Source organism: Amycolatopsis sp. NPDC006131, from assembly GCF_040614175.1.
Taxonomy (GTDB): Bacteria; Actinomycetota; Actinomycetes; order Mycobacteriales; family Pseudonocardiaceae; genus Amycolatopsis_E; species Amycolatopsis_E tucumanensis.
Genome location: NZ_JBEXTX010000174.1, coordinates 1 through 11,560 on the forward strand (window position 1 = coordinate 1; position 11,560 = coordinate 11,560).

Here is an 11,560-nt window from a genome sequence, read left to right on the forward strand (position 1 = left end):
GCCGGCAGGGCAACGGCCCGGACGCCGTCCGCGAGCCACTGCCCGAGCCGATGCCGGAAGGCGCGCCCGGCGCCCGTGCCGGGCCCGAGCAGCCAACCGAGCTGCGGGACGCCCTGCTTGCCGCGGTGCGTTTCTGACCGCCCGTCCACGCGGCCGACACCGCGCGGCTCATGCCTGGTCATCGGCTCGTCCTCACCGGTGTGAGCCCGCGGATCGGCTCGGCCACGAGCCCGTACCGCGCCGTGAGCCGCGGGTAGCAGCGCGCGAGCGTGGCGGCGTCGAGCGCGGGCCGCTCGCCGGGTGGCAACCCCTGAAGACCGGCCGCACCCAGGACCGACGCGAGAGCCTCCCGGCACGCCGCTGCCACCTCGCCGGTCCCCGGCGGGGCCAGCAGCCGGAGCGCGAGGCCGGCGAGTTCGCCGGATCGGGTGATCTCCAGCGGGTCGGCCGGGAAGCTCGCCAGCACGTCCGGGTCCACCAGCGCCCGGTGGTACGCGCGCCGCCCCCGCAGCACCAGCCAGCACACGCCGTCCCGCAGCTGACCGGTCCCGGCGCCGCCGAGGACCAGGCCGAACGCCGTCCACACGTCCCACCGGCAGGCCCGCAGGTGCAGGCGCCGGAAGTGGTGGTGGAACCGGATGACCTCCAGCGCCGGGCGCCCGCGCAGCAGCTCGCCGATCTCGGCGACGGTGCGCCCGGCGACCAGCCGCCAGAACTGGTGTTCCCTCATGTCTCCCCCAGTGGTCCGCGATGAGGTGAACAACGTTAGGACCGGGGTACGACAATTTCGGCTCGCGACCACCCGGCGACGCTTGGTGACCGAAAACTGTCGGTGAGGGTCGCTAGCGTGCCGGGCATGAACATCATCGAAGAGCACCGGAGCACTCTCCGGGCAGGTAACACCACCTTCTCCATCGAGGTCACCGCGCTGCCGGGCGGCGGCCGTGACACGCTCGCCGACCGTCTCGTGATCAGGGTCGGCGCCGCCGGCGCCGAGGGCGAGCCGGTGGCCGACGGCCAGATCGAGGTCACCGCCGGTGCGGCGGCGACACTCGGCTCGGTGCTGTCGGAGACCCTGCGGCACCACGCGGCGCTGGCCGATCCGGGTGGCCGAAGAGGCCGCGACCGGCCGGCAGGTCAGGGCAAGCCGTGGACACCGGAGCTCGACGCGGAACTCGAGCGACGGTGGATCGCGGGGGAGAGCGTCGCGGACATCGCCCGGGAGCTCGCCCGCAGTCCCGGCGGCATCCGGGCGCGCCTGCCGCGGGTGGGGTGCGACCCGGAACGCCGCGGCGAGTACCTGCCGGATCCGCCCAGCATGCGTCCAGCGCCGGAGGGGAGTGGAGATGCGGCCTGAGCGGGACGCCTCACCCGCTGTCGCGTGGGCCCGACGGCCGGATTCCGGAGGTGACGATGCCCGCTGAGCGCTGACGCCGCAGCCCCGGCCGGTGTGACCCTGCCGGAACTCGTTTGATTGATCTTCCGCCGCGATGCATAATCATACGTATGACGGTGAAGGTCGCGGTGGCCGGGGCGAGCGGGTACGCGGGCGGGGAAGCCCTCCGCCTGCTGCTGGCGCACCCCGAGGTCGAAATCGGTGCGGTGACGGCGGCGAGCAGCGCGGGCACACCGCTGGGTCAGCACCAGCCCCACCTGGTCCCGCTGGCCGGGCGGATCCTGCAGGAGACCAGCGCGGAGACGCTGGGGGGCCACGACGTGGTCTTCCTCGCGCTGCCGCATGGTCATTCAGCGGAGATCGCGGCCCAGCTCGGGCCCGACGTGCTGGTCGTCGACCTGGGCGCCGACCACCGCCTGACCAGCGCGGCCGACTGGCAGCGCTGGTACGGCGGCGACCACGCCGGGACCTGGCCCTACGGCCTGCCCGAGTTGCCGGGCGCGCGCGAGAAGCTGGCCGGCGCCAAGCGGATCGCCGTGCCGGGCTGCTTCCCGACCGGGGGCACGCTCGCGCTGGCTCCCGCGCTGGCGGCGGGCCTGGTGCGGCCGGAGGTGACCATCACGGCCGTGACGGGCACGTCCGGCGCGGGCAAGAGCCTCAAGCCGCACCTGCTCGGTTCCGAGGTGATGGGCTCGGCGAGCGCGTACGGCGTCGGCGGCGCGCACCGGCACACGCCCGAGTTCGCGCAGAACCTGACCTCGGTGGCCGGCGTGCCGGTGACCGTGTCGTTCACGCCGGTCCTCGCGCCGATGCCGCGCGGCATCCTCACCACGGCGAGCGCGCCGCTGGCGGGCGAGACCGACACGGCGGCGGCGCGCGCGGTGTACGAGAAGGCCTACCAGGCCGAGCCGTTCGTACAGGTCCTGCCCGAGGGCAGCTGGCCGGTCACCTCGGCGACGCTGGGCTCGAACAACGTGCAGCTGCAGGTCGCGGTGGACGCCGACGCGGGCCGCCTGGTCGTCGTGGCCGCGATCGACAACCTGACCAAGGGCACCGCGGGCGGCGCCATCCAGTCCATGAACATCGCACTCGGTCTCCCCGAGACCACCGGCCTTCCGACAGTAGGAGTCGCACCGTGACCGTGACCGGACCCAAGGGGTTCCGCGCCGCAGGCGTGGCCGCCGGGATCAAGGCATCCGGCGCCCTGGACCTCGCGCTCGTCGTCAACGACGGGCCCGAGCAGGCGGCGGCGGGGGTCTTCACCCGCAACGTCGTCAAGGCGGCGCCGGTGCTGTGGTCCCAGGAAGTGCTGCGGCACAAGCGGTTGCGCGCGGTCGTCCTCAACTCCGGCGGCGCGAACGCGGCCACCGGGCCCGGCGGCTTCCAGGACACCCACGCCACCGCCGAGAAGGTCGCCGAACTGCTGGAGGTCGGCGCGATCGACGTCGCGGTGTGCTCGACCGGCCTGATCGGCGAGCGGCTGCCGATGCCCGCCGTGCTGTCCGGTGTGGACGCCGCGGTCAAGGCGCTGGACACCACGAGCGAATCGGCGCTGGCCGCCGCGACCGCCGTGATGACCACGGACACCAAGCCGAAGCAGACGCTGCGGAGCCACGACGGCGGCTGGAGCGTCGGCGGTTTCGCCAAGGGCGCGGGCATGCTCGCCCCGAACCTGGCCACGATGCTGTCCGTCCTCACCACCGACGCGGTCGTCGACCCGGACGCGCTCGACGCCGCGCTGCGGGCCGCCACCCGCGTCACCTTCGACCGCCTCGACGTCGACGGCGGCACGTCCACCAACGACACCGTCCTCGTGCTCGCCTCCGGGGCCAGCGGCGTCACGCCGGGCCTCGACGAGTTCACCGACGTCCTCACCGCCGCCTGCATGGACCTCGTCCAGCAGCTGCGCGCGGACTCCGAGGGCGTCACGAAGGAGGTCGACGTCGTCGTGCGCGGCGCGGCCAGCGAGCAGGACGCGATCAACGTCGGACGCACCGTCGCCGAGGACAACCTGGTCAAGACCGCGTTGTTCGGCTCGGACCCGAACTGGGGCCGCGTCGCGATGGCCGTCGGGCGTGCCCAGGCCGAGATCGACCCGGGCACGCTGTCGATCAGCATCAACGGCGTCACGTTGTTCGCGAACGGCACCACGGCGGCCGACCGCTCCGCCGCGGACCTGTCCGGCCGTGCCATCGAGATCGTGATCGACCTGGGCGTCGGCGCCAGCACGGCCACGATCTTCACCACCGACCTGTCGCACGCCTACGTCGAAGAGAACAGCGCCTACTCCTCATGACTCCTCCCGAACTGGTCGCGGCCGACGACCGGATGGCCACCGCGGCAGAGAAGGCCGGCGTGCTGATCGAGGCCCTGCCGTGGCTGCAGCGGTTCCACGGCGCCACCGTCGTCGTCAAGTACGGCGGCAACGCGATGATCGACGACGAGCTCAAGCGCGCGTTCGCCCAGGACATGGTGTTCCTGCGGCTGGCCGGCCTGCGCCCGGTCGTCGTGCACGGCGGCGGCCCCCAGATCACCGCCATGCTGAGCAGGCTCGGCATCGAAGGCGAGTTCCGCGGTGGCCTGCGCGTCACCACCCCGGAGACGATGGACATCGTCCGCATGGTCCTGGTCGGGCAGGTGAGCCGCGAGCTGGTCGGGCTCATCAACGCCCACGGCCCGTACGCGGTCGGCATCTCCGGTGAGGACGCGCAGCTGTTCACCGCCGAACGCAAGCAGGCCACCGTGAACGGCGAGTCCGTCGACGTCGGCCTGGTCGGCGAGGTCGCCTCGGTCAACCCGGACGCGGTGCTGGACATCGTCAACGCGGGCCGCATCCCCGTGGTGTCCACAGTGGCCCCCGACGCCGACGGCGTGGTGCACAACGTCAACGCCGATACTGCGGCGGGCGCGCTCGCCGCCGCGCTGGACGCCGAGAAGCTGGTCGTGCTGACCGACGTCGAGGGCCTCTACGCGAACTGGCCGGACCGCTCGTCGCTGATCGACCGGATTCGCGTGGACCGGCTCGAAGAACTGCTCCCGACCCTGGCCAGCGGCATGATCCCGAAGATGGAGGCCTGCGTGCGCGCGGTCCGCGGCGGCACCCGCCGTGCCCACGTCATCGACGGCCGCATCGCCCACTCGGTCCTGCTCGAGGTGTTCACCTCGCGCGGGATCGGCACCATGGTCCTCCCCGAACAGGAGTCCTGATGGACGCACTCTCCTCCAACGCGGACGGCAGGCAGCACTGGCAGTCCGCGCTCATGGACAACTACGGCACCCCCGGCCTCACCCTGGTGCGCGGCGAGGGCGCCCGCGTCTGGGACGCCGACGGGGCCGAGTACGTCGACCTGGTCGGCGGCATCGCGGTCAACGCGCTGGGGCACGCCCACCCGGACATCGTGGCCGCGGTGACCGAGCAGATCACCAAGCTGGGCCACACCTCCAACCTCTACGTCAACCCGGTGACCGTCGAGCTGGCCGAGGCGCTGCTCGACGTCGCCGGCCTGACCGGGCAGGGCAAGGTCCTGTTCGTCAACTCCGGCGCGGAGGCCAACGAGGCCGCGCTGAAGATCAGCAGGCTCACCGGCCGCACCAAGGTCGTCGCCTGCGAGGGCGCCTTCCACGGCCGCACGATGGGCTCGCTGTCGCTGACCGGCCAGCCCGGCAAGAAGCAGCCGTTCGAGCCGCTGGTCCCGGGCGTGGTGCACGTCCCGTTCGGCGACGTGGACGCTCTGCGCGCGGCCGTCGACACCGAGACCGCCGCGGTGTTCCTCGAGCCGATCCTCGGCGAGGGCGGTGTCATCCCCGCGCCCGACGGCTACCTGCAGGCCGCGCGCGAGATCACGAAGGCTGCCGGCGCCCTGCTGGTGCTCGACGAGGTGCAGACCGGCATCGGCCGCACCGGCGACTGGTTCGCCTTCCAACGGGCCGGGATCACCCCCGACGTCATCACCCTGGCCAAGGGCCTCGGCGGCGGCCTGCCGCTGGGCGCGGTGATCGGCGTCGGCGAGGCGGGCGAGTTGTTCAAGCCCGGCCAGCACGGCACCACGTTCGGCGGCAACCCGGTCTGCTGCGCGGCCGGGCTCGCGGTGCTGCGCGCGATCTCCCGCGACGGCCTGATCGACCACGTCTCCCGCGTGGGCAAGGACATCGCCGCCGGCGTCGAGGAGATGGCCCACCCGCTGGTCAAGGGCGTGCGCGGCGCCGGCCTGCTGATCGGCATCACGCTCGGCGAGCCCGTCTCGCCCGCCGTCGCCCAGGCCGCGCAGGCCGCGGGCTACCTGGTCAACCCGGTCGCTCCCGACACGATCCGGCTGGCCCCGCCCCTGATCCTGAGCCAGGAGCAGGCCGAGGGCTTCCTCGCCGCGCTGCCCGGCGCGCTCGACACCACCACCACGAAGGACTGACTGCCCGATGCTCCGCCACTTCCTGCGCGACGACGACCTGACCCCGGACGAACAGCTGGCCGTCCTCGACCTGGCCGCCGAGCTGAAGAAGGACCCGCTGTCCAACCGGGCACTGGCCGGCCCGAAGTCGGTGGCCGTGCTGTTCGAGAAGAACTCGACCCGGACCCGGCTGTCGTTCGAGGTCGGCATCGCCCAGCTGGGCGGCCACCCGATCATCGTGGACGGCCGCTCGATGCAGCTCGGCCGCGAGGAGACGATCGAGGACACCGCGCGGGTGCTCTCCCGCTACGTCGACGCCGTCGTCTGGCGCACCTTCGCCCAGCAGCGCATCGTGGCGATGGCCTCGGCCGCCACGGTCCCGGTGGTCAACGCCCTCACCGACGAGTTCCACCCGTGCCAGGTGCTGGCGGACCTGCAGACCATCCGCGAGCGCAAGGGCAGGCTGGCCGGCCTCACGCTCACCTACCTCGGCGACGGCGCCAACAACATGGCCCACTCGCTGCTGCTCGGCGGGGTCACCGCGGGCCTGCACGTGCGGGTCGTGGCGCCGGAGGGCTTCCAGCCGGACGCCGACGTGGTGACCGACGCCAAGAAGCGGGCGGCGGAGACCGGCGGCAGCGTCGGCCTGTTCACCGAGCCGCACGCCGCGGTCGAGGGCGCCGACGTGCTGGTCACCGACACCTGGACCTCGATGGGCCAGGAGAACGACGGCATGGACCGGGTCACCCCGTTCAAGAAGCTGCAGGTCAACACCGAGCTGCTGGCCGAGGCCGGGGACGACGCGATCGTGCTGCACTGCCTGCCCGCCCACCGCGGCTGGGAGATCACCGACGAGGTGATCGACGGCCCGGCCAGCGCAGTGTGGGACGAGGCCGAGAACCGCCTGCACGCGCAGAAGGCGCTGCTGGTCTGGCTCCTGGAGCAGGAGGCTTCGCGACGATGAACCGCGCCGCCCGGCAGGCCCGCATCGTCGAGCTGGTCTCGTCGATGGCCATCCGCAGCCAGACCGAGCTGGCGAAGCTGCTGGCGGCGGAGGGCGTCGAGGTCACGCAGGCTACGTTGTCCAGGGACCTCGACGAGCTGGGCGCGGTCAAGCTGCGGGGCGCGGACTCCGGCGCGCCGGTGTACGTGATCCCCGAGGACGGCAGCCCGGTGCGCGGGGTCCAGGGCGGGACGTCGCGGCTGTCGCGGCTGCTGGCGGAGCTGATGGTGTCGGTGGACGCGTCCGGGAACCTGACGGTGCTGCGCACGCCGCCGGGCGCGGCGCAGTTCCTGGCCAGCGCGATCGACCGGGCCGCGCTGGAGGAGGTGGTCGGGTCGATCGCGGGCGACGACACCGTCGCGGTGATCGCCAGGGAGCCGCTCACCGGCCGGGACCTGGCCGACCGGTTCTCGGCGCTGGCGCGGCGTTCCTCTACTTTGGACTTGCACGACGACGGATGAGCGAAGGCTGAGACGAACACATGGCAGACAACGGCCAACCGGGGATCGCGCTCTGGGGCGGGCGCTTCAGCAGCGGACCGGCCGAGGCGATGGCGGCGCTGAGCGCGTCGACCCACTTCGACTGGCGGCTGGCGCCCTACGACATCGCCGGTTCCCGGGCCCACGCCCGGGTGCTGCACCGGGCCGGGCTCCTCACCGAGGACGAGCTGACCCGGATGCTCGCCGCCCTGGACGCGCTCGCCGCGGACGTCGCCTCGGGTGAGTTCACGCCGACGGTCGCCGACGAGGACGTGCACACCGCCCTGGAGCGCGGCCTCATCGAGCGCGCGGGCGCCGAACTGGGCGGCAAGCTGCGTGCCGGCCGGTCCCGCAACGACCAGGTCGCCACGCTGTTCCGGATGTGGCTGCGCGACGCGGGCAAGCGCGTCGCGGCCGGCACGCTGGACGTCGTGGACGCACTGGTCGCCCAGGCGCGCCGCCACCCGGACGCGATCCTGCCGGGCCGCACCCACCTCCAGCACGCCCAGCCGGTGCTGCTGGCGCACCACCTGCTCGCGCACGCGCAGTCGCTGCTGCGCGACGTGAGCCGGCTGCGCGACTGGGACGCCCGCACGGCCGAGTCGCCCTACGGTTCGGGCGCGCTGGCCGGGTCGTCGCTCGGGCTCGACCCGGAGGCCGTCGCCGCCGAGCTGGGCTTCGCCACCAGCGTGGACAACTCGATCGACGGCACCGCGTCCCGCGACTTCGCCGCCGAGTTCGCGTTCGTGCTGGCCATGCTGGGCGTGAACCTCTCCCGCATCGCCGAAGAGGTCATCATCTGGAACACCGCCGAGTTCGGCTACGTGACGCTCGACGACGCCTGGGCCACCGGCAGTTCGATCATGCCGCAGAAGAAGAACCCCGACGTCGCCGAGCTGACGCGCGGCAAGTCCGGACGGCTGATCGGCAACCTGACCGGCCTGCTCGCCACGCTCAAGGGCATGCCACTGGCCTACAACCGGGACCTGCAGGAGGACAAGGAACCGGTCTTCGACTCGGTCGAGCAGCTGGAGCTGCTGTTCCCGGCCATCGCCGGGATGGTCGGCACCCTGACCTTCCACACCGGGCGCCTGGCCGAGCTCGCCCCGGCCGGCTTCACCCTCGCCACCGACATCGCCGAGTGGCTGGTGCGGCAAGGCGTGCCGTTCCGCGTCGCGCACGAAGCGGCGGGGGAGTGCGTGCGGGTGGCCGAGGCGCGCGGCGCCGGCCTGGACGAGCTCACCGACGAGGAGCTGGAGAAGATCAGCCCGGCGCTCACCCCGCGGGTGCGGGAGGTGCTGACCGTGGAGGGCTCGGTGGCCTCCCGCGATGCCCGCGGCGGCACCGCCCCGGCGCGCGTGGCGGAACAGCTGGAGCGGCTCGTTGCGCGGGTCGCCGACCACCGGCAGTGGATCGGGTGAACCTCGACCACCTCGTCTACGCGACACCGGACCTCGCCGGGACGGTGGCGGAGCTGCGCGGGCGCGGGATCGACGTCATGCCCGGCGGCCCGCACCCGGGGCGCGGCACGCGCAACCACCTGACCGGGGTCGGCGACGGGGCCTACCTGGAGGTCATCGGCCCCGACCCGGAGCAGGAGGCGCCGGACGGGCCGCGCTGGTTCGGCATCGACGACCTGTCCGGCCCCCGGCTGGTCGCCTGGGCGATCCGGGTGCCGGACCTGGCCGCGGCGCTGGAGCGGTCGCGGGCTGCCGGCTACCCGTTCGGCGACGCGCGGCCGATGTCGCGACGGCGGCCGGACGGCGTGCTGCTGAGCTGGTCGCTGGCTTTCCCAGTGCAGGACGGGGAAGTGGTGCCGTTCCTGATCGACTGGCAGGACTCGCCGCACCCGAGCGAGAGCCTGCCCGAGGGCGCATCGCTGGTGTCGCTGACCGGCGTCCACCCCGATCCGGGCCTCGTCGCGGGCCCGCTCGCCGCGGTGGAGGCCGCGCTGACGGTCGTCACCGGCCCGGCCCCGCGGCTGGAAGCGGTGCTCGCCACGCCCGGTGGCGAGGTGGTGCTGCGATGACCGGACGCCTGTTCAAACGCGAGGAGCTGGCGATCGACCCGGTCGACCTGGCCCACGTCCTGCTCGGCTCGGTGCTGGAGTGCACGGGCTCCGAAGGCACCGTCCGCGCGCGGCTGGTCGAGGTGGAGGCCTACCGCGGGGAGGACGACCCCGCGTCGCACTGCTACCGCGGGCGCACCGCGCGCAACACGGTCATGTGGGGCCCGGCGGGTCACCTGTACGTGTACTTCGTCTACGGCATGCACTTCTGCGCCAACGTGGTCGGCCGGGAGGACGGCGAGGCGGGAGCGGTGCTGTTGCGCGCCGCCGAGATCACCGACGGCGCGCACCTGGCCCGATCCCGGCGCAAGGCCGCGCGCAAGGACGTCGAGCTGGCCCGCGGGCCGGCGCGGCTGACGTCCGCGCTCGGCATCGGCCCGCAGCACAACGGCGCCGACCTGGTGGACCCGCAGTCGCCGGTGCGCCTGCTGACAGGGGAGGAGATCCCCGCCGAGCGCGTCCGGTCCGGCCCGCGGGTCGGGGTGGCGGCGGCGATGGACACCCCATGGCGGTTCTGGATCGACGACTCCCCGGCCGTGTCGCTCTACCGGCGCGGCGGACGGGCCCGCCCCGCCAAATAGTCGGTTGACCTCGTAGGAGAGTATCGAGCCGTGAGCGAACACATCCTCGACGAACTGTCCTGGCGCGGGCTGATCGCGCAGTCCACCGACATCGACGCGCTGCGGAAGGACCTGGACGCCGGTCCGCTCACCCTCTATGGCGGCTTCGACCCGACCGCGGAAAGCCTGCACGCCGGCCACCTCGTCCAGCTGCTGACGCTCGCCCGGTTCCAGCAGGCGGGCCACCGGCCGATCGTGCTCGGCGGGGGAGCGACCGGCCAGATCGGCGACCCGCGGGACGTCGGCGAGCGCTCGCTGGTCACGCCCGAGGTGACCGCCGCCCGGCTGGAGAAGATCCGGGTGCAGCTGGAGAAGTTCGTGACCTTCGACGACTCGCCGACCGGGGCGATCGTGGAGAACAACCTGAACTGGTTCAAGGACGTGTCGGCGCTGGACTTCCTGCGCGACGTCGGCAAGCACTTCTCGGTGAACGTGATGCTGGCGCGGGAGACGGTGAAGCGGCGCCTGGCCTCCGACGGCATCTCCTACACCGAGTTCAGCTACCTGCTCCTGCAGTCCTACGACTACCTGACGCTGTTCCGGAAGTACGGGACGAAGCTGCAGATCGGCGGCTCCGACCAGTGGGGCAACATCGTCGGCGGCGTGGACTACATCCGCAAGGTCGACGGCGCGAGCGTGCACGCGCTGACCACGCCGCTGGTCACCGACTCGGAGGGCCGCAAGTTCGGCAAGTCCACCGGCGGCGGGAACCTGTGGCTCGACCCGGAGATGACCTCGCCGTACGCGTGGTTCCAGTACTTCGTGAACGTCGCGGACTCCGACGTCCTGCCCTACCTGCGCATGCTGACCTTCGTGCCGCGCGAGGAGATCGACGAGATCGCGCGGCTCACGGAGGAGAAGCCGCACCTGCGGGCCGGCCAGCGCCGGCTCGCCGAGGAGCTGACGACGCTGGTGCACGGGGAGGACCAGACGCGCCAGGTCATCGCCGCGAGCCAGGCGCTGTTCGGCCGCGGTGAGCTGGCGGAGCTGGACGCCCGCACGCTCGACGCGGTCATGGCCGAGGTGCCGGTGGGCGAGGTGCGGCTCGCGGACGAGCCGACGATCGTCGACCTCCTCGTGGCCACGGGTCTCGTGGACAGCAAGGGCGCTGCCCGCCGCACCGTGAAGGAGGGCGGCGCGTACGTGAACAACGCGAAGATCGCCGACGAGGAGTGGCGGCCGGAGCTCGGGGACGCCCTGCACGGGACGTGGCTCGTGGTCCGCCGCGGCAAGCGGAACACCGCCGGGGTCAAATTGCTGGCCTGACCAGGGCAAACGCGGTTAAGGGACCCCCCTGTTCGAGGGGGGTTTCCGACCATGTAAAGTTCTCTTCGTCGCCAGGGAGACCGGGCCGGGGCCGAGAGGCCCAGGAGCGCGGGGTACCAGGCGGGGGGTCACGAACCAAGCTCCCACCGATGGTGGTAGAGTGGGTGACCGCCGCCGGACGAAACCACAGCGAAATTGGAGTCGCGAGACTTCGCGCGCTGGAGGGGTCGTCGGGTGACACAACGAAACGTGTTGTTTGAGAACTCAACAGTGTATTGATGAGCTAAAGCCAGTTGATTAGCTAGAACCCTTTGTGGGTTCCTTTGAGGCTATCATGTATAGC

12 protein-coding genes are annotated in these 11,560 nt (G+C 72.5%); 11 read left to right on the forward strand and 1 reads right to left on the reverse strand.

The window, feature by feature from the left end; genetic code table 11:
- Positions 1 to 178: 178 nt before the first annotated feature.
- Entirely contained in the window at positions 179 to 730 is a 552-nt protein-coding gene (locus tag ABZ215_RS41600; protein ID WP_354956319.1) for a DUF4240 domain-containing protein, read from the reverse strand.
- A 126-nt stretch (positions 731 to 856) separates the two neighbouring features.
- Between ABZ215_RS41600 and ABZ215_RS41605 the strand changes: the two genes are divergently transcribed.
- From ABZ215_RS41605 to tyrS, 11 genes are all read left to right on the forward strand, one after another.
- Entirely contained in the window at positions 857 to 1,357 is a 501-nt protein-coding gene (locus ABZ215_RS41605; RefSeq protein WP_354956321.1) for a helix-turn-helix domain containing protein, read from the forward strand.
- A gap of 149 nt (positions 1,358 to 1,506) precedes the next feature.
- On the forward strand, positions 1,507 to 2,535 hold the full coding sequence (gene argC, locus ABZ215_RS41610; RefSeq protein ID WP_020420424.1) for an N-acetyl-gamma-glutamyl-phosphate reductase: 1,029 nt from the start codon (positions 1,507 to 1,509) through the stop codon (positions 2,533 to 2,535).
- A complete protein-coding gene (gene argJ / locus ABZ215_RS41615; protein WP_020420425.1) occupies positions 2,532 to 3,692 on the forward strand; it encodes a bifunctional glutamate N-acetyltransferase/amino-acid acetyltransferase ArgJ in 1,161 nt (386 codons plus the stop codon). The genes argC and argJ overlap by 4 nt, the downstream gene beginning before the upstream one ends.
- Entirely contained in the window at positions 3,689 to 4,603 is a 915-nt protein-coding gene (gene argB, locus ABZ215_RS41620; RefSeq protein WP_017981990.1) for an acetylglutamate kinase, read from the forward strand. The genes argJ and argB overlap by 4 nt, the downstream gene beginning before the upstream one ends.
- The gene (locus ABZ215_RS41625) at positions 4,603 to 5,802 is read left to right on the forward strand and encodes an acetylornithine transaminase (protein WP_354710843.1); all 1,200 of its coding nucleotides are present in this window, start codon (positions 4,603 to 4,605) and stop codon (positions 5,800 to 5,802) included. Before argB ends, ABZ215_RS41625 begins: the two co-directional genes overlap by 1 nt.
- Positions 5,803 to 5,809: 7 nt before the next feature.
- Entirely contained in the window at positions 5,810 to 6,745 is a 936-nt protein-coding gene (gene argF, locus ABZ215_RS41630; protein ID WP_020420427.1) for an ornithine carbamoyltransferase, read from the forward strand.
- Positions 6,742 to 7,245, forward strand: a complete 504-nt coding sequence (locus tag ABZ215_RS41635) for an arginine repressor (protein WP_020420428.1) — start codon at positions 6,742 to 6,744, stop codon at positions 7,243 to 7,245. Before argF ends, ABZ215_RS41635 begins: the two co-directional genes overlap by 4 nt.
- A gap of 20 nt (positions 7,246 to 7,265) precedes the next feature.
- The gene (gene argH / locus ABZ215_RS41640; protein ID WP_020420429.1) at positions 7,266 to 8,684 is read left to right on the forward strand and encodes an argininosuccinate lyase; all 1,419 of its coding nucleotides are present in this window, start codon (positions 7,266 to 7,268) and stop codon (positions 8,682 to 8,684) included.
- Positions 8,681 to 9,292 (forward strand): VOC family protein, encoded by a 612-nt coding sequence (locus tag ABZ215_RS41645; RefSeq protein WP_354956322.1) that lies wholly within the window; start codon positions 8,681 to 8,683, stop codon positions 9,290 to 9,292. Before argH ends, ABZ215_RS41645 begins: the two co-directional genes overlap by 4 nt.
- The gene (locus tag ABZ215_RS41650; protein ID WP_354956323.1) at positions 9,289 to 9,912 is read left to right on the forward strand and encodes a DNA-3-methyladenine glycosylase; all 624 of its coding nucleotides are present in this window, start codon (positions 9,289 to 9,291) and stop codon (positions 9,910 to 9,912) included. The genes ABZ215_RS41645 and ABZ215_RS41650 overlap by 4 nt, the downstream gene beginning before the upstream one ends.
- A 30-nt stretch (positions 9,913 to 9,942) precedes the next feature.
- A complete protein-coding gene (tyrS, locus tag ABZ215_RS41655; RefSeq protein WP_027930652.1) occupies positions 9,943 to 11,217 on the forward strand; it encodes a tyrosine--tRNA ligase in 1,275 nt (424 codons plus the stop codon).
- The last annotated feature ends 343 nt before the right edge of the window (positions 11,218 to 11,560 follow it).

Excerpts from the sequence above, each read along its gene's own strand:
- argF (WP_020420427.1), top strand. The coding sequence starts at position 5,810 with ATGCTCCGCCACTTCCTGCGCGACGACGACCTGACCCCGGACGAACAG.
- argC (WP_020420424.1), top strand. The coding sequence starts at position 1,507 with ATGACGGTGAAGGTCGCGGTGGCCGGGGCGAGCGGGTACGCGGGCGGG.
- ABZ215_RS41625 (WP_354710843.1), top strand. The coding sequence starts at position 4,603 with ATGGACGCACTCTCCTCCAACGCGGACGGCAGGCAGCACTGGCAGTCC.
- ABZ215_RS41650 (WP_354956323.1), top strand. The coding sequence starts at position 9,289 with ATGACCGGACGCCTGTTCAAACGCGAGGAGCTGGCGATCGACCCGGTC.
- ABZ215_RS41600 (WP_354956319.1), bottom strand. The coding sequence starts at position 730 with ATGAGGGAACACCAGTTCTGGCGGCTGGTCGCCGGGCGCACCGTCGCC.
- ABZ215_RS41605 (WP_354956321.1), top strand. The coding sequence starts at position 857 with ATGAACATCATCGAAGAGCACCGGAGCACTCTCCGGGCAGGTAACACC.
- ABZ215_RS41635 (WP_020420428.1), top strand. The coding sequence starts at position 6,742 with ATGAACCGCGCCGCCCGGCAGGCCCGCATCGTCGAGCTGGTCTCGTCG.
- argH (WP_020420429.1), top strand. The coding sequence starts at position 7,266 with ATGGCAGACAACGGCCAACCGGGGATCGCGCTCTGGGGCGGGCGCTTC.
- argB (WP_017981990.1), top strand. The coding sequence starts at position 3,689 with ATGACTCCTCCCGAACTGGTCGCGGCCGACGACCGGATGGCCACCGCG.